Here is a 22,964-nt window from a genome sequence, read left to right as displayed (position 1 = left end):
CTCCCTTTATATTGTATTTTATTTAAAACGCGTAACTTACACTAAAGCGCGTTGTACGAGGCATAATGTAACGACCATTTGGTGCATCAGCATTACGTGGATCACCTTCTGTAATGCCTTGCTCATCCGTTAAGTTATCTATTGCTACTTGAAGCTTGATGCCTTCCATTGGTTCTAATATTAAACCTAAATCAACTTTTTCGTAGCCATCGAGTGTTACAGTGTTTTCGTTATTGCCAAAGCGATCATCAACCGCTGAAAGTGTACCGTATAAAGTTGCATACATACCTTGTAGCTCAAAATCGTAACTTGGCGTTATACGTACTTGCCATTTTGGTTGGCGCTGCGACTGGTTACCATCGTTTGTTGGGCTCTCTGTAATTTCAGCATCTTGTAATGTCGTATTTAAATTAACAGAAAAACCAGAATCATGATTAAAGTTGTAATCAAGCTCTATACCGTATGCTTCGTTTGTTAAAATTTCTGCTGGTACGCCAGGTCGTCTTACAAATGTGTCGCCTTTAACTTCATTTACAAATACGGTTGCATAAAAGTCGGTTGATTCAGTAATTAACTTATAGCCAAGCTCGCCTTGAGTTATTTCTTTAATAAGCTTTTCGCCGTCTTCGTAAGCATCAAAGTTATCTCTAAAGTCATCAAAGTAAGGCATTTTATAACCACGGTTAACACGGGCAAACACACCCATATCATCATTAATTGAATAGTTTAACCCTGTAGTCCACGATGTTTTACTTTCATCATAGCTAACGGTTTTAGTAATAATACCGTCAAGGCCCTCATCTACACTGTATTCTACTTCGTGGTTTTCTTGACGTACGCCAACATCAAGTGTAAACGCATCAGCAAATTTGTATTCACCAGTAACATAAAACGCGTTAGTGCGCGCATCACCTGTTGAGCTTATGTCGTAGTTAAAATCACAACCATCGGTGTTTTGATTACATTCAATCCCAGCCAATGCTTCGCCACCTGATTCAAGTACATGGTATGCAGTGTTACCTAAGCTCCACCAATCTTTTGCTGAAGTACTTGCAGTGTAATATCCAAAGGTTGTTGATAGGTCGCCAAATTTTTTCGAAAAAGCTAAATCATTAGTAAATGAGCTGATTTCTTTAAGTACTACCCATCGACCAAGTTGTTGGACTGGGGTATCGCTTGCGTATTCAGTGTTTGTAACTGCTCCAAATGCAGTTTGGCCGTTATCAGCAACTGCTCCAACCGTTGTTGCTGAGCCACTAGGTACTAAACCGTAGGTATTTGCATCGCCTTTGGTAATGTTAAAGCGATCTGAAAAATGCCAACCACCTTTTAGCTCTAGCTTAATACTACCGCCCGAAACATGGCCGTCCCACCCTCGGCCATCACCTAGGTCAATATCAAGTGCTTGTGCATCGGGGCCTGTAAATATTGTTGCTTGACGATTTAGCGTACCAAGTTGCGTATATTCTGCGTCAATACCATCAACATTAAGGGGTGTTGGTAAGTACCATGCACCGTGATCGTCTGTTTGGCGGGTATAAAAGTTAAGCTCACCGTTGTCTAAATCTTTAGTAATGTTGATTGTAAATTGGCTACCCTTTTCAGAAGTAAAGCCCGCATCACGAATACCCGGTGAGCTTTTTACGTAACCGCCAACCATAAAGTATAAATCGTCAGTAATTTCACCACTCATCACAGCATCAACTCGCTGTAAGTCGTAATCAGAAGTTGTGTATTTAAATAAGCCTTCTGTTTCTTCGCCACCACGTTTTAATCTAAAATTGGTTGTTAATCCTGGTTGTCCGTTAGATAAAACAGGATTAGGTCCACCACGCAGGGCTTCTACTGTCTCAATGGTTTCATCAATACGAAACATTGATGAGTTCTCTAAAAATGACAATGTTGAAGCAGGATAAATAGGTGAGCCTTCAATACTGAGTGTTAAAAATGGGGCATCACCACCACCAGGAAAACCACGAACAAATACATTAGCGCCCGATTCACCACCTGAGCTTTCTACCCAAACACCAGGTATTGCTTTAAACAAGTCAGCGGTGCTTTTTGGAGACAGTTTAATAATTTGTTCACTATCGATATTAGTTACCGCATAGCTGGCATCAATTTTTCTAACTCCAACACCCGTAGGTGTTCCCGATACCACAATGCGCTCAACTTTCTGTTTTTCTTGTGTTTGCTCTGCTGCAAATGCGCATTGAGTGCTAAGCGCTAAAGTAATTGCACACGCTAATGTACTTTTTGCTTTATTGATTTTCATGTGTGTGATCCCGTTTTTAGTGTATTAAACAGTGTATTTCAGCAGCCTTTTTACTAAAAATCATTGTAAATAGGCTGTGTATATTGAAACCTTAGAGATAAATGCAAACGTTTGCAATATTTATTTGTAAATTATTTATGAATTTATATAGTTTATTTATTGAGCTTATTTATATGTTAAACACTTTTTAGGTCGTTGTTCGCGCCAGCAAAAAATAATAATGCTATATTGTCAGCGAGTTAGATAATTGTATTGATCAGTGGTAAGCGACTATTTAGGAAGATCATGAATAACAAAAAAATTAAATTAACTGATTTAGCGAAACTAGCAGGCGTGTCTACCTCTACAGTTTCGCGTGCGCTTAATGATAACCCGCTAATTAAGCAAGAAACCCGCGATAAACTTCAGCGCTTAGCTAAAGAGCATAATTTTAGCCTTAATACGGCTGCAAGTCGGTTGCGGACACAAAAAACCAATGTAGTTGCGGTTATAATTAACCTTGACGAACAAACAGAGCAGTCGATTAGCGATCCGTTTTTACTTAAAGTAGTGAGCGAAATTAATCTTGCACTTAATCAGCAAGGGTTAGAGCTTTTACTATCTAATTCAATCATGGCGCAAGACGATTGGGCTAATTATTTTATTAATAGCCGCCGTGCAGACGGTATTATTGTTGTAGGTCAAGGTAAAAACCAAATCAATATAGAAAATGCAGCTAACGCAGGTATTCCGCTGGTGGTATGGGGAGACCCTAAAACACCTAGCAACTACCCCATTGTAGGAAGTGACAATTACTTGGGAGGCTTGCAAGCAACAACGCATTTAATAGAGCACGGAGCTAAAAACATTGTATTTTTAGGCGACCCAGAACATGGTGAAATTAGTGAGCGTCATAGAGGGTACTCTGCCGCATTAGCATCCCATAAATTAGAGCAACATGTTGTATCTATTGATATTACAAGTAGCTCAGCATATCAATCAATTAACCAATTACTGCGTGAAAAAGGCCTTTATTTTGATGCTATAGTTGCATGTAGTGATATGGTTGCCTTAGGTGCCATGAAAGCCTTAAAAGAGCGTTATGTAAGCATTCCTAATGATGTCGCTCTAGTAGGTTTTGATGATATTGCTATGGCCGACATTAGCCACCCTTCATTATCAACTATCCGACAAAACACACAGTACGCAGCCACGCTATTAGTTCAAAAATTGATGCAGCAACTAGCTGGTGAAAAAGTTGAATCACAAGTAATTGATATTGAACTGATTACCCGCCAATCAAGTAAAAGATAGTTTATAAATCATGTTGAGTTAATGTTAAATTTAAAATGCAAACGATTGCATTGGGGGCTATTCTAAACTAAACTCAAACCTCACTGATATAAACACACACTGTGTATGCACTCGTTATGTGCATACAATAAAGGTCGTTATAGCGTTTAAATAACGCTGTAAAGCGAGGACAATTATGAGTAAAACAAAAGTCACACTGGCAATTGCAGCAAGTTACTTTATTTTCGCTATTTTGTTAAATAGCGTGGGCACCGTTATTTTGCAGGCAATAAATACCCTTGGGGTAAGTAAAACAGAAGCTTCAGTGCTTGAGGGGTTTAAAGATTTATCCATTGCGATAATGTCATTTGTAGTGGCTTCGTTTATTCCTCGCCTAGGCTATAAACTGGCTATGCTTGGGGCACTTACTGTTGTTGCCCTTGCTTGTGTAAGTACGGCTTTAATTAGTGACTTTTATGCGTTTAAAATTTTATTTGCCGCCATTGGTTGTGGCTTTGCTGTGGTTAAAGTGTCGGTTTACTCTATTATCGGCCAAGTGACAGATGATGCAAATAGCCACTCTTCATTGTTAAACACCATTGAGGGCATTTTCATGGTTGGTGTGTTAAGTGGCTATTGGATTTTTACTGCTTTTATAGATCCAAACGATTCAACCGCGTGGCTCAACGTTTATTACTTACTAGCAGCTCTAGCCCTAATCGTTATAGCGAGCGTAATTGCTGCGCCTATAAAGCCCGCCATTATAAGTAAAACTAAACGCTCTGGTTGGTTCGATTTTATCGCCATGCTTAAGCTAACATATCAACCGTTGGTACTCATATTTATAATTAGTGCTTTTTTATACGTATTAATTGAGCAGGGCGTCGGTACTTGGCTACCCACATTCAATAATGAAGTTTTAAAACTTCCTATAGCTATTAGTATTCAGCTGGCCAGTATTTTTGCTGCGGCACTTGCATTTGGGCGCTTAGTAGCAGGGCAAGTACTTAAACACATTCACTGGTTTGTTGTATTGAGCAGTTGTTTAATTGCGATGGCCGGCCTCATACTTATTACCCTACCGCTTACTGAGAATGTTACTGAAAATACAGTAATTAGCTTATTTGATGCACCACTTGCTGCATTTATTTTACCGTTAATTGGCTTTTTCATGGCGCCTATTTATCCGGTACTTAACTCAGTTATTCTCAGCGCTCTTGAAAAACATCGTCATGCCGCTATGACTGGCTTAATTGTAGTTTTTTCAGCACTTGGTGGAACAACAGGCTCAATAATAACTGGTTATGTATTTGAGCACTTTAGTGGCCAGCATGCGTTTTACCTTTCTTTGGTTCCCATTAGTTTGATTTTTATTAGCGTGATTTTTTTCAAAAAACGAACCGACGCTATCTCACAACACGCAACAACAGCTTAACAGTAAGGAAAGTTATGAGTTTTTTTGACAGCCAATTATTTAAAGATGTTCAAATGCAGCATGTATTTAGCGACTGTAAAACATTCGCAGATGCAATTGCGCGTGTTAATTGGCAAAGTGCATGTAAAAGCTATGAACAATTAGCGCCTTTAACTAATACGCAGCTTAGTGAGTTTGTAAACGCACACTTTATTACTTCCCCAGTGCTAGCAATGGGCACTGAGGCTGATACGTCATCGGTTAAGCATTATATAGACTCGTTATGGAGTGGCCTTAGAAGAGAGGCGGATACCCCGAAGCAAGATTCATTACTAGCACTAAAGCACAGCTATATTGTGCCTGGCGGGCGCTTTCAAGAGATTTACTATTGGGATAGTTATTTTACAGCATTGGGCTTAATCGATGCAGATAAAGGTGATGTAGTTGAAGATATGCTACTTAACTTTGTAGATTTAATTAACGATTATGGTTGTATTCCAAATGGTAACCGTCGCTATTATTTATCACGCTCGCAGCCACCGGTTTTAGCACTCATGGTCGAGTTATTATGGGAACATACGCATAGCAAATCACTCAATACGCAATGGCTTGCTATGTGTGTTGCAGCACTTGAAAAAGAATATATATTTTGGATGCAAGACGCGCAGTTGCTTTCGAGTGATTTATTGGGCTCAAAGCGGGTAGTAAGAATGCCTTGTGGTGGTGTTTTAAATCGTTATTGGGACGATGTAAGTGAGCCAAGAGCAGAGTCATTGCGTGAAGATTTAGCGCTAGCGGAAGGGTTGGCGAAGGAGAAAAAATCTGATTTTTATCGTAATATTCGCGCTGCATGTGAGTCGGGTTGGGACTTTAGTTCTCGTTGGCTTGGTGAGTCTAATTTACTAAGCTCTATTCAAACAACTGATATTGTTCCTATAGATTTAAACTGCCTTATGTATAACTTAGAGAATCAATTAAGCAAATTCTTTCAATTGCTCGGCAATAGTGAACAAGCAGAGCATTACCAATTACTTGCCAGCAATCGCAAGGCACTTATTAATGCTTACCTTTGGAATGAACCAACCGGTTTTTTTGTTGATTATAACTGCCGTACAACGACTCAATCTCCAATACTTAGTGCAGCGGCAACTACTGCTTTATTTGTTAATTTAGCCAGTAATGAGCAAGCAATCAAGGTAGCTACAATATTAGCCAATGAATTTTTAAAAGAGGGTGGCATTGTTACAACTATTACTCAAACGCCTCAGCAGTGGGATAGTCCAAATGGTTGGGCTCCACTCCAATGGCTTGCGGTAAAAGGGCTTAATAACTACGGTATTACTCAATTGAGTACACATATAATGCAAAATTGGGTAAATATGGTTGAGCAAAATTTTGCAGTAAATAAGTGCTTACTCGAAAAATACAATGTGTGCACACCAGCGGTTTTAGCCGGTGGTGGTGAATATCAAGTACAGCAGGGTTTTGGTTGGACTAATGGCGTAACGACTCGATTTTATAAATTACTAAACTACTAATCCGATCTGTTATTTATCTTACAAAAAAATTGTTAAAACAAAAGTAATGTAGGTTATGTATTGATTTAATAGGTTTTTATCTGTTTTAGGATGAGAAACGATAACTTAATTTTAATACCAAAATCTCATTGTAAGTTGTATTTGATTTAGGTAATGTAGTGTAAATGTTTCAAGGACGAAATTTATGCCCCATAAAAACTCAGTATTCGTAAAAACTACATTTCAATCATCTTTTCATTCACACAACTACACTACTATTTTAAGAACACTACAGGCCTTGTTTGGTGATATTAAAATGGACGATGTTATTCCTAAAGCTGAGCAGCGTGCAAATTATGATTTGTTTTTAATAGATGGTGCTAAAAGCAAATGGCAAGATCTCATTCCCGCAGACCTTATTTGTTTAGCTAAACACCATAGTGTTGTTATCTTTAATGTTGATAAAGAAGATGTGTGCGAGCAAAACTTATTGCTTAACCATTTTAATGGTGTTTTTTATAAATCTGATGCGCCAGAAGATATTTTTAAAGGGTTAGTTCGTGTTGATACTGGCGAGCTTTGGTTTACGCGTAAAGTAATTTCAAAAGCTTTTAACGACATTTTAGCCGTGGCATCATCATTTAATAACCTACATGACGACATTGAATTAAAGCAGGACGATTACGATCATTTAACAAAGCGAGAAAAGTCCGTTATTCATTTAATTGCACAAGGTGCGAGTAACAATACAATTGCTGATAAGCTCAACATTAGCGACCACACTGTAAAAACACATTTGTACAGTGCGTTTAAAAAAACTAACTCACGTAACAGGGTAGAGCTTGCGAATTGGGCTCAGCGTTACGTTTCTGTTTTATTACCAATGGCTAAATAAATAGCATATATAATCTCAATTTTTCCTATAAAAAAGGCTACTGTTAGTAGCCTTTTTTATTTGTTATGACGGCCTGTGTAATTAGCTCACTTTTTTAGCCCATAAGCCTTTATCAATGCCTTTTGTTATAAGGTCTGTCAGTGCTTTTTCTATTGCCTGAGTTACACAAATACTCATAGGTTCGTTGTCACTAAAGCCGGCTTCAGCTTCAGCTAGACGTTTGTAGCTTACGTATCTAAAAAAGCCTGCACGCATCTCTTGGCTTAATACTTTTTTGCTGGTGGCCACACTAAGCAACACTTGGCCTGTACGAACATCCACAGCGCGTAGATAAATTGAAATAGCATCTTCACGGTAAAGCTCAGATGCGCCTATACCAAAGTATTCCATACCTAACCCACCCGTTTTTACATTGGTGTCATAGCTTATAATACCGCCCTCTAAAATGATTTTAGCTGTGGTAAGTGGAGGTAACTCAGCCTGGTTAGGGTTATCAGTTTGGCCTGCACGAATAATTTTTCGCTCAGTTAAAATGTTTTGTAAACCTTCACGCTCAACAGGTGTAAACCAATCAGATTCATGCAGTGCTTGTACGAGTATTGAATTAGCACCTTGTGTAACGGCAGTCGAAAACGAACTAACGTTAGTTTGTGGTTTGTATTGACCTGTTTGGTCTCTAAATGAGTAGACCGATACCGGAATGCTGCCAACAGGTTTTGGTAAGTTTTTTAAGTCTGCAAATAATTCAGTTGGCTCTAGGCTAATTGCTTTTTGCTGTGATGGTGGAATAAGCTTACCTAAACTTGTACAGCCGCTCAAACCCAGTAATGTTATTGTTATTAGTAGTTTATACATTATCCAAACCTCGGTACTTCAATGATCACAACAGAGTCATCTAATATGTTTGTTATTTTTACTGTAATAGAATCGGTTGTGCTGGTTATAACTTCAATTTGATAATCACCACTCATAAAAATTGAGTCCTGATTAAAAATACTATCTTCAATATCCTCACCAAAAGCCATATCGGTAATTTCTCTTACCATGCGGTTTAAGTAAGTGCGCTCTAAAGAGTCTTGAAATTGTTCAGCGTAACCTTTTTCGATTACCGGAGCCTTGTGCTTATTTTGAGCCTGTGCTTTGCTCAGCAGCATATTTGCATTGAGTGGATTACCACCAAAGCTTGGATTTATTGGGGTGTAAATTATTTCAGTCGCGGAAGCTGAAAAGCTTAATATTGTTATTATTATAAGGGCTATTTTTTTCATTTTACCATCCATCTTTAGCCATATCTGGTGTTGATGCAGCCATGTTTGAGCGAGCCATTGCATCTATTACTGTATAAACAGCTTGCTCAACACGTTCATCGAGGGGTTCTAATCTGCGACCTAAATAAGTCGCGTAAACAAGTTGGTTATTCATTATTAAAGAAAGTTGTGTACCCGCTTTTGGTATTACTGTTTCTTTTATTTCAATATTAAAACCAGCTGTTGAAGGGAGATCTCGCCAGTAGTTTGAAAATTCATAATAAAATTGATGACCAAAGCGGCTAATACTTCTATCAAGTAATAAGCCATCTATTTCTAGTTCATCCGCAGCATGAGTTGCCCCAGAAAAACATAGGAAAAGTGTGAGTAGGTAACGATTAAAGTTAATATTTTTTTTCATAATTTAAAAAGGGGAGAGGGTCGCTCTCCCCACCTCAACAATTACATTTGAGTAATTGTTGCTGCGTTTCCATCACCAATTTGGGTAACAGATACAGTGCTGTCAAAGCCAATTACTGAGCCTTCAACAATATTGTCGTTACCAATTTGAGTAACACTAAACGATACGTTTTCACCACCAACTAAAAATGCTGATTGTTCAACGCCAGTAACCCAGTTACCTTCACCTGTTTGTGAAATATCAATGCTGTGGTTATTGCCTTCAACCATCATATCAATAAGGTTTAACGTGCCACTTTGTGCAATATCAATTTGGTTATTATTACTATCTAAAATGCCAGCAAGGGTAACAATTGCTTCATTTTGAGAGCCGTCTTGAGCAATATCGATGTCATTATCGTTAGATGTAAGCGTTACATCTGGGTATGAAGATTGAACAAGTACGGCATTTTCATCGCCAGCTTGTACTAAATCAACATCATTGCCAGAGCCGTTAAAGTTAGCTAAGTGAATCGAGTTTAAATCACCTATTTGGGCTGATGTAAATTCATTGTCTGAACCAATTACACCCATGTAGGCTTCGTTTAAATCACCGTTTTGCATTGAAGTTAGTTCGTTGTTGTCACCAATTAAATCGGCTGTCATTAAGTTTTCAGCGCCAACTTGTGTTGCTGAAACCTCATTATTAGAACCTTCAAATAAGTTTGATTCAATTGTGTTAAGTGAACCTTCTTGATCTAAATCTATTTGGTTGTCGTCCCCAATTACAGTTGCAAACGTTACCGCATTAGTTAAGCCATCTTGCTCAATTTCAATTTCATTTGCATCACCAGAAATTGCACTAAATGCTACAGCATTACGATCACCTACTTGTTCAACTTCAAGCTCGTTGTCATTGCCTTGTAAACTACTTACTTTAAAGGTACTCCAATAACCGTCTTGAACTAAATCAAGAGTATTTTCGTCGCCTGTAAGCATCGTAATTTCTGCTTCATGCCATTCACCGGTTTGCAGTGAGGTAATTTCATTTGCGTTACCTTGCATATCCATGTTGTAGAACCAGTGACCACCAGTGCCTTGTTCAACATCAATGATATTATCATCACCAGTTACAATATTAATCGCTTCATTATTTACAAAAAAGCCTTGGCCAAATTGTGAAACAAATAACATATTATTATTACCAGTCACTTCAGAGATAAAACCATTAGCAACGCCATCTTGGCTGTATACTTGTAAGTTGTTGTCACCTGTGGTGATTACTTCAGCATAATTACCAAATTGGCTCTGCACAACTTCAGTTTCGTTATTATTACCGGTTGTTGTTACAAGCATGGTGTTGCTATCACCATCTTGTGTAAGTAGTGCAGTATTTTCATTAAAAGTTTGGATAAGAGTCATTGAGTTTTCAACACTTGCTACAGAAACGTTGGTAGCAAGTTCTGAGCTTGATGCTGATTTGTTGTTAGTATCTGCATAAGAAGCAAAGCTAGTACCCATTGCAATTGCAACTGCGCAGCTTAAAAGTGATTTGTTCAACTTCATTATTTTCTCCTTGAAATATTAAAACCAAACACCTTAAATTTTATAGGTTTTATAAGGTATTTGCTGTGTCAGCATGCCGTGCCGATATAATGTTTTGTGATCCGCTTGAAAAGCTCTTAAAGTAAAATTTTTCGATGTAGTTAATAATTATCACTAAACGCTTTGTCATTATTTTTAACTTACGTTTAATAACTGTTAATTATTAAGTACCCAATTACTGTATTCCTCAAATGTATTTTCTGAAATCATCATTTTTTACCAATTTTTTAATTTTTATTTTTCAGTGGGTTATGGTGCGGTTGTTGAGGTTTTTTATTAATTCAATCTAAAAGCAGTAAAAATCTCCGACCCTTTATTAGGTAAATGGCTTTGCGTGAATTTCATTAAAAGGTCTGTCTTTAGTGTTTTTTTTATACTTTAACTGGTCAAAATTGTTGGTTTTAACAACGTTTTTATTTTTTAACTTGTTAAATGATTAGTTTGGTTGTTTCCTTAGGGTATGCCATGTGATCCCTTGTACTCGAAATAGTGAAAGAACGTGCTTAGAGCATCTAAGCTAACCCAAAAAAAACTATGGATAGAACAATGAAAACAAAATTATCTATTATTACTCTTGCCTTACTTCCGTGCTTAGCAGCTGCAAAAGTTCCTGATGTGGGTGTAAAGCAATCTGTAACTGCTAGCAGTGATTCTATAATTGTTAAATATAAAAGTAATGCAACGAAAGAAATGCGTAAGCAGGCTCGTTCATTAGTTAAAGCTAAAATTACTGATCTAAATAAAGATGAACTTGATGACAGCTATACGTCTTTACTTTCAGGTCGCTTAGCTAAGTTTAAAGTGTCGGGAATGAGCACTAAAGACGCAATTGCGCTTTTAAAGTCTCATCAAGCTATTGAATATGTAGAGCCTGATTACCAAGTAAGCATTGCACGTACGCCAGATGATCCTCGTTTTGATGAGCTTTGGGGCTTAAATAATGATGGCCAAACGGGTGGTACAGCAGACGCTGATATTGATGCAGTAGAAGCATGGGATATTTCGACAGGTAGCCGCGATGTAGTGGTAGGTGTAATTGATACGGGTATTGATTACAGCCACAGTGATTTAGCTAGCAATATGTGGGTAAATAGCAGCGAAATACCAGGAGATGGTATTGATAATGATGGTAACGGTTTTATAGATGACGTGCATGGTATAAATGCCATTACTGACAGTGGCGACCCTATGGATGACGAAGGCCATGGTACACACGTTTCAGGTACTATTGGCGCAAGTGGTGGCAATGGTATTGGTGTTGTAGGTGTTAACCATGAAGTATCACTTGTTGGTTGTAAGTTTTTAGATGCTGCGGGTAATGGCTCAACATCAGACGCTATTAAGTGTATTGATTACATGGTTAGCCTTAAAAACTCAGGCGTTAACTTACGCGTATTAAATAATAGCTGGGGTGGTGGCGGTTACAGCCAAGCACTAGCAGATGCAATTGCATCAAGCGAAGCGGCGGATTTACTCTTTGTAGCCGCAGCTGGTAACGATACTATTGATAACGATGTTAACCCGCATTACCCATCTAACTACGAAAACGCAAGTGTATTATCGGTTGCAAGTACGGATCAAACCGATGGTATTTCATGGTTTTCACATTATGGTTTAACAAGCGTTGATATGGGCGCGCCGGGTAGTGCTATTTTATCAACTACACCAGGTGAGAGCTATGCATCTTACTCTGGCACATCTATGGCAACGCCACATGTAGCAGGTGCTGCAGCGTTAGTGTTGTCAATTAATCCTGAGCTTAGCACTCAAGAGCTGAAAGATTTACTAATGAACTCTGGCGATGCAAATGCTGCGCTACAAGGTGTAACGGTTGCAGGTACTCGTCTTAATGTTAACCAAGCGCTTATTGATGCAGACCCTACACCTGGCTTTAAAATATCAGCCGATCCACTTACGCAACAAATTGAAGCAGGCCAAGCTACTAACTACACATTTACAATTGGTTCAATTGCCGAATGGGATGAAGAAGTAACGCTTGAGTTATCAACAACATTAGGCGGCGCTTATTTATCATCGCTTACAGCGCGCCCAGGCGATGAAGTAATGCTAAATGTTGAAACCGATACTAACACTCAGTGGGGCGAATACGAGCTTACTGTAACAGCTACAGCTGGTGATATTGTTAAAGAGCAGTCAGTTAAATTAATGGTTCAACCTGTTGGCTTAAACGACTTTACTTACAGCAGTAACACAAGTGTTGATATTCCTGATAACTCGCCAGTAGGTGCAGTGTCAGTAATTAATGTTCCTGATGACTTAACAGTATTTGGTACTACTGCTGATGTAGATATTTCGCATACTTACTCAGGCGACTTAGTGGTTAAGTTAGTATCTGCTCAAGGCACACAAGTAACGCTACAAAGCAATGTGGGTGGTTCAAACGACGACATAGTTAGAAGCTTTACTTCTGAATCATTTAACGGCGAAGTTGCTACAGGCGATTGGACACTACAAGTAGAAGATACTGCTGCAGCCGATACCGGCACAATTAATGGCTGGTCATTAACGCTAAGCGCTATTGGCGAAGTTAGCCCACAACCACCACGTGCTAGTTTTGACGTTGAGACACAAGGCTTAACAGTTAACTTTATTGATTCAAGCACTGATTCAAATAACGATATTACACAGTGGAGCTGGAGCTTTGGCGATGGTGCAACATCATCTGATCAAAACCCTATGCATGTGTATGCAGCATCAGGTAATTACGATGTAGAACTAACGGTAACAGACAGTGAAGGCAATACAAGTACATCAACTCAAACGGTTGTTGTAAGTGATGTAGAGCTAGAAATTACCTTAAAACGTGCTAATAAGTCTCGCCTTGATACTATGCGTGTAGAGCTTAGTTGGGAAAGTGTTGGCGCTGAATCACTAAGTGTTTACCGTAATGGTGAGCTTGTAGATACTACTGCTGACCGAGGTCGTTACCGCGACTACGTACGTGGTGCTACATTACCATCGTACGATTACCAATTATGTGTAACTGAAAATGTATGTTCTAACATCATTACGGTTTCATTTAACTAACTACTCCTAAAGTGACTTTAAGCCCAGCATTGCTGGGCTTTTTTTATGTTTTAAAAAAATATAAACTATGCTTTTTTATACGGATGGGTTTTAAGCCAGTGCTCGGCTATTTGCTCACGTGTGGCAAACCAAACCTGATCATGCGAGCGAGCATATTCTAAAAACCGTGCTAATGCTTTTATTCTTCCTGGTCTGCCAATTAGGCGGCAATGCAAACCTATCGACATCATTTTTGGGGCGTTTTCACCTTCTGGGTCGCCTTCCTCGTATAGTGTATCGAATGCATCTTTTAAATAATTATAAAATTGATCCCCGGCATTAAAGCCCTGCACGGCAGCAAAGCGCATGTCGTTTACATCAAGCGTGTAGGGCACTATTAACTGTGGTTTACCTTCTTTAATACTGTAAAAAGGTAGGTCGTCGCTGTAATCGTCGGCATCATATAAAAACGAGCCATTTTCTACCACAAGGGCTGCTGTGTTAGGGCTTGTGCGCCCTGTGTACCAGCCTTTGGGCTTTTTACCTGTGAGCTTTTTAATGACATCAATGGCTTGTTGCATATGCTCGCGTTCGGTTTGCTTATCTATATTTTGATAATTAATCCAGCGCAGGCCATGGCTTGCAATCTCGTGGCCCGCTTTAACAAAGGCTTTAGCTACATCGGGGTGGCGCTCAAGGGCCATCGCCACTGCAAAAATGGTGACCGGTATATCGTATTTTTTAAATAAACGCAGTAGCCTCCACACGCCAGCGCGTGAGCCATATTCGTAAATAGACTCCATGCTTATATGGCGGTCTTCAACATGCGGGGCACTGACTATTTCTGATAAAAACGTTTCGGCCGCTGCATCACCATGCAGCACGCAGTTTTCGCCGCCTTCTTCGTAATTTAATACCACTTGCAAGGCAATACGTGCTTTATTGGGCCAATTTGCATGGGGTACATCTGGACCATAACCAATTAAATCGCGCGGGTAGTTTTTAAATTGCTCGCTCATTTTATTGCTCCTCTTTAAGTGCTGAGAGCCAAGCGCCTAGCGTTTCGCGCTCTGTGTCTGTCATTTTGGTCATATTGGCCAGTGGCATATCTTTGGTTATAACCGCGCGGGTATGAATAAGCGTGCTGGATTTTTTTACATCACTAATAGAGTCGAGTTTAAAGCCTAGCGGCGCGGTTTGAAAAAGCTCAGAGGTGGGTGTTTCGCTGTGACACTGTGTACAGTGCTTGCTAATTATATCCCACGCTTGTGCGTCGGTAATACTTGTTTGTAAAGGCGCGCTTTCGCCTGCATTTGTTGGTGTACTGGGCCAAGGGGCTATGGCGAGCATAAGAGCAAAAAAAGCTGCAATACCGCTTACAAGTACTGAGGGTTTATTAATACCTTGATGTTTTAAGTTAAAATAATGGCGTATCCACATACCAATACCAAACAGCGCAATTAAAATAAGCCAGCCAAAGTTGTGGCTGTAGGTATAAGGAAAGTGGTTGCTCAGCATTATAAATACCACAGGTAACGTGGCGTAGTTATTATGAATAGAACACAGCTTTGCCTTTAAACCTGGCGCTGAATCAGGGATTCTACCGGCTTCTACTTCACTTACCATATAGCGTTGCCCTGGCATAATAATGTGATACACATTGCCAACCATACAAGTACCAATAAGTGCACCTACATGAATATACACAGCGCGGTCGCTAAATAATTGATCAACCCCAAAAGTCCACAGAGCTAATAAACCAATAACTACAGCAATAAACACTTTGCCGTTTTCGACCAGTGAGGTTTTACACAATAAACGATAAACACCATAACCTAAGCCAATAAAACCAAGGGATGCGCCAATAGCTGCAAATTTACTTAGCTCACTTTTACTGTTATCAATTAAATACACATCGGCGCCAACATAATAAAGTAAGCTAAATAGTAATATACCGGTGATCCACGTTGTGTAGGCTTCCCACTTAAACCAGTGCAAAGTATGCGGCATTTGTTCAGGGCCATTTTGATACTTAGCCACTTCGTAAAAGCCACCACCATGCACGGCCCATAAATCGCCTTTTATGCCTTTATCTATTTTCCACTGCGGTGGTGTTTGTAGGTTGTTATCAAGCCATGCAAAATAAAATGAAGCGCCAATCCATGCTATACCAGCAATAACATGAAAATAACGCAGTACTAAATGAGCAAGCTCAAATAAATAGTTTTCCATAACGGTTAAGCCTCTTCTAATACCGGTGAGCGGGTGTCTGAAAATTGATTGTTATCATCGCGCTTATACACACTTTTACCCATAATGTAGGTTTGCTCAACGCAGCGGTCGTCGCCTAACATCATCATTGCAAATAATTTTTCATGCAGGGTTTTGGCATGCTGTATTCTAAATTTTAAAAATGGGGTTGCTGAACAATCCATTACAATAAAATCGGCTTCACAACCGGCTTCAAAATTACCAATTGTCCCTTCTAAATCGAGCGTTCTAGCACCGCCGAGTGTTGCTAAATACAACCCTTTAAATGCTGAAAACTTTTGACCTTGTAATTGCTGAATTTTGTACGCTTCGTTACCTGTTTGTAGCATAGAAAAGCTTGTTCCCGCGCCTACATCGGTACCCATGCCTACGTTTATGCCGTGCTCTTCACAGGCTTTTAAATTTAAAAGTCCTGATCCTAAAAATAGGTTTGAGGTAGGGCAGTGCGATATTGCCGCATTGTTATCTGCAAGGCAGCATAGCTCGCGCTCAGATAAATGAATACTATGGGCAAATACTGAGCGTTTACGTACCATTTTTGCTTGCTCGTACACGCCTAAGTAATCTTCGGCTTCTGGAAATAGTCCTTTTACCCATTCGCACTCGTCTTTGTTTTCAGATAAGTGTGTATGCAGGTAGGTGTCTGGGTATTCTTCAAGCAACTGAGTACATTTTTGAAGTTGCTCAGGGGTTGATGTGGGGGCAAAACGCGGTGTAACTGCGTAGCTTAACCTATCAATATTGTGCCATTTTTCGATGAGGGCTTTAGATTCGTCATAACTTGTTTGCGCGCAATCAGATAAGTCGTCAGGGCAGTTACGGTCCATCATTACTTTACCGGCAATCATGCGTAAATTGCGTTTTTGTGATTCTTTAAAAAACGCATCAACCGATTGCGGATGCACAGTGCCAAATACAAGGGCAGTGGTTGTGCCATTGCGCAGCAGCTCGTCTAAAAAGCGGTTAGATATCTCTTTTGAATAATGCTCACAGGTAAACTTTTTTTCGGTTGGGAAGGCGTATTCGGTGAGCCAACTTAAAAGCTGCTCGCCATACGCGCCTACCATTTCGGTTTGCGGCAAATGTATGTGTGTGTCAATCATACCAGGCATAACGAGTTTGCCATCGTGGCGGATAGCACGCGCTGATTTATCAATTGTAGGCAGTATGTCGTGCTCATAGCCAAGTTTAACTACTTTGCCGTGCTTGATAACTAATGCGCCTTTTTCAAAAAAACGATGGGCGTTTTCGCCAGCAATGGCAGGGTCGTCAACAAAGTCGAGTATATCGGCACAAACTACTGTTAAGTCATTATTGTTTTGTGTGCTCATTATTAGCTACCTCTGTATGTAGAGTAGCCAAACGGGCTAAGCAACAATGGGATATGATGATGTTTAGTATCTTGTAATCTAAACGTTATTTGTGCCTCTGGGTAAAACGCAGGGGTAGGTTGGTTTTGGTAATAACTATCTAAATCAAATACTAGCTTATAAGTTGCAAATTCTACTTCTGTATTTAGCCAGTCGGTAATACGCCCATCGGAATCTGTTTTGCCTTGGGTTAGTTGTACCCATTTGTTATTTGTAAGTTTAAATAGCTTAACAGCAACGTTTGCTGCTGGTTTTCCGGTGCTGGTATCAAGTATATGGGTGGTTATAGGGCTTTTGCTCATAGCAGTGACTCCAATCTTATTTTTGTTATTTTGGCTTGTTCGCCCGCGGCTATATTTAGCTCTGTACTGCGGGTGTTGTGTATGCGCTGCTCTATGAGTTCGAGCATTTGTTCGGCCGTTTTACCGGTGGCGCACACAATAAAAATAAAGCCAAACTTGTTCAGGTACTCTTTATTGAGGGCAATCATTTTGGTAAGTACGGCTTCGTTTGCTTTGCTCATACCCGATTGCTCATGCCCCGCTTTTTGTGCGGTAGCAGCGTATTTTTTGCTAAGGGTTGATAAGTCGCCTATTTGCGGGTGGCCTTCAAAGGCAGCTAAATAGTCGCTTTCGCCAAGGTTATCCCATGTGCTTTGTGCGCATTCAAACAGCTGCTGAGCACTTTTAAATGGCATTGCTTTTACCATGCCCGCCACCCAGTTAGGGGCCGCGCAGCAATGCTCAAGTGCTTGTTTTACTTGTGCATCATTTAGCGTATTTATTTGTAAACTACTCATGCGTTTACTTCCTCTTGCGTGGTGCTAATTAAGGCATTTTTTAGTGTGCGCCATTGCAAGCCTTGGCGTTTTGGCTCTTGGGTTTGCATAGCCTGATAAAGGCCAATTAGCTGTCCACTAATCGAAATAGCCACTTCCATTGGTAATTTGCCCGAAATGTTATTAAGCCCAACAGGGCAGGTCATTTGCTGCATTTGAACGGCTGTAAAATCGCGATGTGCTAGGCGCTGCTTAAAGCGTTTGGCTTTAGTGTCAGAGCCAATTACACCAAGCCAATTGGCATCGGCGCGTTTAATAATGGCTTGGGTGAGTGCAAAGTCGAGCTGGTGGTTATGGGTCAATATTAAGTAGTTGTTAGCTTTAGGCGCACGTTTTACTTGCTCTGTTGGTTCTTCATCAACCACTTTTACTACGTTATTTGGAATAGCCTGTGGGAATACATCGGCGCGGCTATCTATCCAGCGTATGCGCATAGGTAGTTGTGCCAATATACCAATAAGCGCCTGTGCTACGTGGCCTGCGCCATAAATGTCTAAGGTAAAGCGCTCGCATTGCATGCATTCAAGCATAACGGTGGCAGCCCCGCCGCAGCACTGGCCTAAATTTGCACCTAGGTTAAATTGCTCAATTACTTGGGCGGCTTCGCCTTTGGAAAGTAGTTCGCGGGCTTTTTCTATTACTACGTACTCAAGATGGCCACCGCCAAGGGTGTCGTAAATATGCTCGCCGCTTATTACCATTTTAGAGCCTGTGCCGCGTGGGGTTGAGCCATTGGTGCCAAGTACCGTGGCAATTACATAGTTAGTGCCGCTTTGTTCGTGCTCGTTTATAGCCTGCGCCCAATTTTGCGTATGAAAACCCTGAAACGACTCATTTAAATTAGTCATGTTGATGCTCCTTAAACCAGCTAGCGGTTTGCTCAATTGCACTCAATACTCGCTCTGGGGTTGCGGGTGTATCCAGTGGGGCGGTGTATTTGTAATCAGCCACACTGCTTATTGCATTACGAATGGCGCTCCATACACTAAAGGCCAGCATAAATGGCGGCTCGCCTACGGCTTTTGATCTAAACACGGTGGTTTCTGGATTTGCTGAGTTATAAAGATTGACGTTAAATTCGGCAGGGGTATCGCCAATGGCTGGTATTTTGTAGTTGGCTGGGCCAAAGCTTGCAAGCTGGCCTTTATCATTCCATTGTAAGTCTTCGGTTGTTAGCCAGCCCATACCTTGCACAAAGGCGCCTTCAATTTGGCCTATATCAAGAGCTGGATTAATTGAACTGCCTACATCGTGCAGTATATCAACGCGAGTTACCGTGTTTTCGCCAGTTAGGGTATCTACATCTACTTCGCTGAGTGCTACGCCGTGAGCGTAGTAAAAAAATGGGCGGCCTTCACCTTTGGCTCTGTCGTAATGAATTTTTGGTGTGGCGTAATAACCGGTAGATGAAAGCGATATACGATTCATGTAAGCAAGATTCGCAAGTTCGCTAAAGCTAATTTCCCCTTTACTAAAAGTAATGAGGTTATCTTTAAATGTAATACTTTGGCTGTCTACTTCAAAGTGCTCGGTAATAAAGTTTATTAAGCGCTCTTTTATTGTGTTTACTGCATTTAGCGCCGCCATGCCGTTTAAGTCGGTACCGCTTGAGGCCGCTGTTGGTGAAGTGTTTGGTACTTTGTCGGTACGCGTAGCACTAATACTTACCGCGTTAAAATCGACCCCAAAGCCATGGGCCACAATTTGCGCAATTTTGGTGTTCAGCCCTTGGCCCATTTCGGTGCCGCCGTGGTTTAAATGTATAGAGCCATCGCTATATACATGCACTAATGCACCGGCTTGGTTTAAGTGTTGTACAGTAAACGATATACCGTATTTAACCGGCGTCATTGCGAGGCCTTTTTTTATAATAGGTGACGATACGTTAAATGCTTTAATAGCCTCTTTACGTGCCCAGTAGTCACCCGACTCCTCAAGCTGAGCAATCATATCTATTAAAATATGTTGCTCTACGGTTTGATGGTACGGCGTGGTATCGCGGCCTTTTTTGTATAAATTAAGTTTTCGGATCTCAAGCGGATCTTTACCTAATTTGGCGGCTATATCGTCCATTATTAGCTCGCCCATAATCATGCCTTGCGGGCCACCAAATCCTCTAAATGCGGTATGGCTTACGGTATTTACTTTACAGCGATTACCCTTAATTGTGGCGGCTGGGTAGTAGTAGGCGTTATCGACATGAAACATGGCGCGGTCTACAATTGCATCTGATAAATCAGGCGAGTAGCCACAAAATCCGTTTACGGTAATGTCGGCACCTTCTATTAAACCATTTTCGTCAAAACCAACATGATAGTGATTATAAAACGGGTGGCGCTTACCGGTTAATTTAAAATCGTCGCTACGGGCTAGGCGCATTTTTACTGCGCAGCCAAGGTGGTAAACCGCAAGAGCTGCAAGGCATGCCCATGGTGCGCCTTGGGTTTCTTTGCCGCCAAAAGCACCGCCCATACGGCGGGTTTCTACGTTTACAAAGCTAAATGGCTTTTTTAAAATTTTAGCGACTAAGTGCTGCACCTCAGTAGGGTGTTGCGTAGAGCACTGAACATGAATGCCCCCGTCATTATCAGGTTGCGCCAGCGCAATTTGGCCTTCTAAATAAAAGTGTTCTTGCCCGCCTATGCTTATTTCGCCTTTAAGCTGGTGGGTTGCGTCATTAATGGCGTTTTCGCTGTTACCACGGTTAAGTGAATGGGGCGGCCTTACCCAATGCTCTTTGCTAATGGCTTCTTTAATATCAAGTATGGGTGTAGTTTGCTCACACTCTATAACCACCAAGCGTGCAGCGCGGCGCGCTATTTCATAGGTGTCGGCAACGACAATTAATACAGGTTGCCCGTGGTATTGAATTTCATGGCTGGTCAGCAGTACATCACCAGGAAATACCGGGCCAATATCTAATTTACCCGGAACATCTTCGGCCGATAAAATACGTTTAACGCCTTCAACTGCCAGTGCGAGACTGGTATCTATTGATTTAATAAAGCCGCTTGTAACAGGGGCGAGCACTGGGTAGGCATGCAGGCAACCGTAAGGCTCAGGGTTATCGTCGGCAAAATTTGCACTGCCACAAACTTGTTTAATAGCGCTTTCGTGATATTTAGATTCTCCAACGCTACCACCTTGCGCTTTTAGTTTATCCATTTCAAAGTGACGCATGTGAGATCCTCGTAATGGCAATGTTGTTATTGTTGCGTGCTTGTGGCTCACAAAACTCAATACCAATGCGTTGTAATAAGTTTTTGCTTACCGTGGTGCGGTAATGCGCACTGCTTCTTACATCGCTCATGGGCGTAAAGTCATCGTTAATAGCCGTTGCTGCGTCTATAAAACTACTTACTTGTAATGATTGAGATATCAGCTTTTGCTCAATATGATGTGCGCGCTTAGGAATAGCAGCCATACCGCCCATAGCGCAGCGGGCTTGAGTAATCATGTTTTGTGAATGCTCTATAGCAAGCACCAAACACACGGTAGATATATCGTCTTCAAAGCGTTTTGATATTTTATAACAGGCCAGTTTTAGCGACTCTGGGCGCTTTGGAATGGTGAACTTACTAATTACTTCATCGCTTTTAAGAACCGTTTTTTTGTAATCAATGAAGTAGTCGGCAACTTTAATAGTGCGCGTACCAGCGCTGCTTAATAAATCCATTGATGCATTAAGAGCGATTAAAATGGGAGCGGGATCGCCAATAGGAGAGGCATTCCCTATGCTGCCACCAAGCGTGCCGCTGTTACGTACTTGGCTTGATCCTAAGCGTTCAAATAGCTCTTTTGACTCTGGGTAATGGTTATAAAATACTTCAACAAATTGGCTATAAGGGAGTGCTGCACCAATGTGTAACTCACCGTTATTATCTGCCAAGGTGCAAAACTCCTTTACTTGGCTAAGGGAGATAATTACATCTGGTAAGAGCATGTTTTGGCTAAGCTCAATGGCAAAGTCGGTGCCACCAGCAACTAAATGTGCATAAGGATAAAGCGCTTTTAGCTCAACAAGTTGCTGGGCAGTTTGTGGTAAGTAAAATTTACGAGGACCATTTTTTAAAAATGGAATATCGTCATCATATTGCGTATTAAGTGATGCTTTAAATTGAGCGGCCATTGCTGAGTACGGTTCAGCTTTACGCTCATAGCTATAGGCTTTTTCGGCTGCAAGTAATATAGGGCTATAACCTGTACAACGGCATAAGTTACCGCCAAGTGCATGAATAACCGCTTTTTTACCAGGGTACGTTGGCTCATTAATATAAAGAGCCAACAAACTCATTATTATACCGGGCGTGCAAAAACCACATTGCGAACCATGGCACTCTACCAGTGCACGTTGTACGGGATGTAAATCGGTTAAGTTTGGGTATAAGCCAGTAGTCACAGCCTCTACCGTTACTATATGTTTTGCATGCGCATTACCTAATAACAATAAACAGCTGTTCATTGTTTTGTATTGCCAACTAGTTTGCCCGTTTGCATTTATACGCTCTTCACCCACTAAAATTGTGCACGCGCCACAGTCGCCAGTTGCACACCCTTCTTTGGTGCCCACTTTCCCTTTTTTGGTGCGTAGCCAGTCCAAAATGGTGAGACTTGGCGAACATTCTTGTACTTCAATTGGTGTGTTATTTAATAAAAATTGAATCACACAGACCCCCTTAATTTTTATAAAGCCCTGATACATAAAGGCTTGGCGTATGTTTTTTCTTGTTGTTTGCGCACGGGTAAGAAAAATACTTTTTCATCTTGGTAAGTATATTGCAGTTACCATGCCATTGTTGACCGGTTGGTCAGTTGATGTTTTGAGTAGGCTAAA

The 22,964-nt window shown here is 40.7% G+C and carries 18 protein-coding genes; 5 read left to right on the top strand and 13 right to left on the bottom strand.

What is annotated here, in order from left to right:
* Positions 1-22 precede the first annotated feature (22 nt).
* On the bottom strand, positions 23-2,275 hold the full coding sequence (locus H5092_RS09295; protein WP_182733391.1) for a TonB-dependent receptor: 2,253 nt from the start codon (positions 2,273-2,275) through the stop codon (positions 23-25).
* A 285-nt stretch (positions 2,276-2,560) separates the two neighbouring features.
* On the opposite strand from H5092_RS09295, the gene H5092_RS09290 reads away from it, so the two are divergent.
* From H5092_RS09290 to H5092_RS09275, 4 genes are all read left to right on the top strand, one after another.
* Positions 2,561-3,568: a LacI family DNA-binding transcriptional regulator gene (locus tag H5092_RS09290; protein WP_182693045.1), complete on the top strand. Its 1,008-nt coding sequence runs from the start codon at positions 2,561-2,563 to the stop codon at positions 3,566-3,568.
* A gap of 175 nt (positions 3,569-3,743) precedes the next feature.
* A complete protein-coding gene (locus H5092_RS09285; protein ID WP_182693046.1) occupies positions 3,744-4,982 on the top strand; it encodes a sugar MFS transporter in 1,239 nt (412 codons plus the stop codon).
* A gap of 14 nt (positions 4,983-4,996) precedes the next feature.
* Positions 4,997-6,499, top strand: coding sequence for a trehalase family glycosidase (locus H5092_RS09280; RefSeq protein ID WP_182733390.1), 1,503 nt, complete (start codon positions 4,997-4,999; stop codon positions 6,497-6,499).
* A gap of 184 nt (positions 6,500-6,683) precedes the next feature.
* Complete coding sequence (locus H5092_RS09275; protein WP_182733389.1) at positions 6,684-7,373, top strand: LuxR C-terminal-related transcriptional regulator; 690 nt, start codon at positions 6,684-6,686, stop codon at positions 7,371-7,373.
* An 81-nt stretch (positions 7,374-7,454) separates the two neighbouring features.
* Here H5092_RS09275 and H5092_RS09270 read toward each other — a convergent pair whose 3' ends face one another.
* From H5092_RS09270 to H5092_RS09255, 4 genes are read right to left on the bottom strand one after another with little or no spacing between them, the layout of a single operon-like run.
* On the bottom strand, positions 7,455-8,228 hold the full coding sequence (locus H5092_RS09270; protein WP_182197166.1) for a CsgG/HfaB family protein: 774 nt from the start codon (positions 8,226-8,228) through the stop codon (positions 7,455-7,457).
* Positions 8,228-8,653 (bottom strand): curli assembly protein CsgF, encoded by a 426-nt coding sequence (locus tag H5092_RS09265; protein ID WP_024595597.1) that lies wholly within the window; start codon positions 8,651-8,653, stop codon positions 8,228-8,230. Before H5092_RS09265 ends, H5092_RS09270 begins: the two co-directional genes overlap by 1 nt.
* Positions 8,643-9,041 (bottom strand): curli production assembly/transport protein CsgE, encoded by a 399-nt coding sequence (locus H5092_RS09260; RefSeq protein WP_024595596.1) that lies wholly within the window; start codon positions 9,039-9,041, stop codon positions 8,643-8,645. The genes H5092_RS09265 and H5092_RS09260 overlap by 11 nt, the downstream gene beginning before the upstream one ends.
* Before the next feature lie 41 nt (positions 9,042-9,082).
* Positions 9,083-10,585 carry a curlin gene (locus H5092_RS09255; protein ID WP_024595595.1) on the bottom strand — a complete coding sequence of 501 codons (1,503 nt, stop codon included), beginning with the start codon at positions 10,583-10,585 and terminating at the stop codon, positions 9,083-9,085.
* Between the two features lie 585 nt (positions 10,586-11,170).
* Between H5092_RS09255 and H5092_RS09250 the strand changes: the two genes are divergently transcribed.
* Positions 11,171-13,672 (top strand): S8 family serine peptidase, encoded by a 2,502-nt coding sequence (locus tag H5092_RS09250; RefSeq protein WP_154902977.1) that lies wholly within the window; start codon positions 11,171-11,173, stop codon positions 13,670-13,672.
* A 65-nt stretch (positions 13,673-13,737) separates the two neighbouring features.
* Here the strand turns inward: H5092_RS09250 and puuE are convergent, their stop codons facing one another.
* Genes puuE through xdhA form a run of 8 tightly spaced genes read right to left on the bottom strand, consistent with a single transcriptional unit; the run spans position 13,738 to position 22,796 of the window.
* Positions 13,738-14,670 carry an allantoinase PuuE gene (gene puuE / locus H5092_RS09245; RefSeq protein WP_182733388.1) on the bottom strand — a complete coding sequence of 311 codons (933 nt, stop codon included), beginning with the start codon at positions 14,668-14,670 and terminating at the stop codon, positions 13,738-13,740.
* A 1-nt stretch (position 14,671) separates the two neighbouring features.
* Positions 14,672-15,883, bottom strand: coding sequence for a urate hydroxylase PuuD (locus H5092_RS09240; protein WP_182733387.1), 1,212 nt, complete (start codon positions 15,881-15,883; stop codon positions 14,672-14,674).
* 5 nt (positions 15,884-15,888) lie between these two features.
* Positions 15,889-17,253 (bottom strand): guanine deaminase, encoded by a 1,365-nt coding sequence (gene guaD, locus H5092_RS09235; protein WP_182733386.1) that lies wholly within the window; start codon positions 17,251-17,253, stop codon positions 15,889-15,891.
* 2 nt (positions 17,254-17,255) lie between these two features.
* On the bottom strand, positions 17,256-17,594 hold the full coding sequence (uraH, locus tag H5092_RS09230) for a hydroxyisourate hydrolase (protein ID WP_182733385.1): 339 nt from the start codon (positions 17,592-17,594) through the stop codon (positions 17,256-17,258).
* Positions 17,591-18,091, bottom strand: a complete 501-nt coding sequence (uraD, locus tag H5092_RS09225; protein WP_024606698.1) for a 2-oxo-4-hydroxy-4-carboxy-5-ureidoimidazoline decarboxylase — start codon at positions 18,089-18,091, stop codon at positions 17,591-17,593. The genes uraH and uraD overlap by 4 nt, the downstream gene beginning before the upstream one ends.
* Positions 18,088-18,978, bottom strand: coding sequence for a xanthine dehydrogenase accessory protein XdhC (xdhC, locus tag H5092_RS09220; RefSeq protein WP_182733384.1), 891 nt, complete (start codon positions 18,976-18,978; stop codon positions 18,088-18,090). Before xdhC ends, uraD begins: the two co-directional genes overlap by 4 nt.
* Positions 18,971-21,310, bottom strand: a complete 2,340-nt coding sequence (gene xdhB / locus H5092_RS09215; protein ID WP_182733383.1) for a xanthine dehydrogenase molybdopterin binding subunit — start codon at positions 21,308-21,310, stop codon at positions 18,971-18,973. Before xdhB ends, xdhC begins: the two co-directional genes overlap by 8 nt.
* The gene (gene xdhA, locus H5092_RS09210) at positions 21,297-22,796 is read right to left on the bottom strand and encodes a xanthine dehydrogenase small subunit (RefSeq protein ID WP_182733382.1); all 1,500 of its coding nucleotides are present in this window, start codon (positions 22,794-22,796) and stop codon (positions 21,297-21,299) included. The genes xdhB and xdhA overlap by 14 nt, the downstream gene beginning before the upstream one ends.
* Between the last annotated feature and the right edge of the window lie 168 nt (positions 22,797-22,964).

It is taken from the genome of Pseudoalteromonas sp. SR41-7, assembly GCF_014163935.1.
Taxonomy (GTDB): Bacteria; Pseudomonadota; Gammaproteobacteria; order Enterobacterales; family Alteromonadaceae; genus Pseudoalteromonas; species Pseudoalteromonas distincta.
The sequence above is the reverse complement of the archived record's forward strand: the minus strand, read 5'-3'. Positions and strand labels throughout refer to the sequence as shown.

What these genes read in the sequence shown, in the direction of transcription:
- H5092_RS09280 (WP_182733390.1), top strand. Translation starts at nt 4,997, where the DNA reads ATGAGTTTTTTTGACAGCCAATTATTTAAAGATGTTCAAATGCAGCAT.
- H5092_RS09255 (WP_024595595.1), bottom strand. Translation starts at nt 10,585, where the DNA reads ATGAAGTTGAACAAATCACTTTTAAGCTGCGCAGTTGCAATTGCAATG.
- xdhC (WP_182733384.1), bottom strand. Translation starts at nt 18,978, where the DNA reads ATGACTAATTTAAATGAGTCGTTTCAGGGTTTTCATACGCAAAATTGG.
- H5092_RS09265 (WP_024595597.1), bottom strand. Translation starts at nt 8,653, where the DNA reads ATGGATGGTAAAATGAAAAAAATAGCCCTTATAATAATAACAATATTA.
- guaD (WP_182733386.1), bottom strand. Translation starts at nt 17,253, where the DNA reads ATGAGCACACAAAACAATAATGACTTAACAGTAGTTTGTGCCGATATA.
- H5092_RS09275 (WP_182733389.1), top strand. Translation starts at nt 6,684, where the DNA reads ATGCCCCATAAAAACTCAGTATTCGTAAAAACTACATTTCAATCATCT.
- xdhB (WP_182733383.1), bottom strand. Translation starts at nt 21,310, where the DNA reads ATGCGTCACTTTGAAATGGATAAACTAAAAGCGCAAGGTGGTAGCGTT.
- H5092_RS09240 (WP_182733387.1), bottom strand. Translation starts at nt 15,883, where the DNA reads ATGGAAAACTATTTATTTGAGCTTGCTCATTTAGTACTGCGTTATTTT.
- uraH (WP_182733385.1), bottom strand. Translation starts at nt 17,594, where the DNA reads ATGAGCAAAAGCCCTATAACCACCCATATACTTGATACCAGCACCGGA.
- puuE (WP_182733388.1), bottom strand. Translation starts at nt 14,670, where the DNA reads ATGAGCGAGCAATTTAAAAACTACCCGCGCGATTTAATTGGTTATGGT.
- H5092_RS09260 (WP_024595596.1), bottom strand. Translation starts at nt 9,041, where the DNA reads ATGAAAAAAAATATTAACTTTAATCGTTACCTACTCACACTTTTCCTA.
- H5092_RS09290 (WP_182693045.1), top strand. Translation starts at nt 2,561, where the DNA reads ATGAATAACAAAAAAATTAAATTAACTGATTTAGCGAAACTAGCAGGC.
- uraD (WP_024606698.1), bottom strand. Translation starts at nt 18,091, where the DNA reads ATGAGTAGTTTACAAATAAATACGCTAAATGATGCACAAGTAAAACAA.
- H5092_RS09270 (WP_182197166.1), bottom strand. Translation starts at nt 8,228, where the DNA reads ATGTATAAACTACTAATAACAATAACATTACTGGGTTTGAGCGGCTGT.
- H5092_RS09295 (WP_182733391.1), bottom strand. Translation starts at nt 2,275, where the DNA reads ATGAAAATCAATAAAGCAAAAAGTACATTAGCGTGTGCAATTACTTTA.
- H5092_RS09285 (WP_182693046.1), top strand. Translation starts at nt 3,744, where the DNA reads ATGAGTAAAACAAAAGTCACACTGGCAATTGCAGCAAGTTACTTTATT.
- H5092_RS09250 (WP_154902977.1), top strand. Translation starts at nt 11,171, where the DNA reads ATGAAAACAAAATTATCTATTATTACTCTTGCCTTACTTCCGTGCTTA.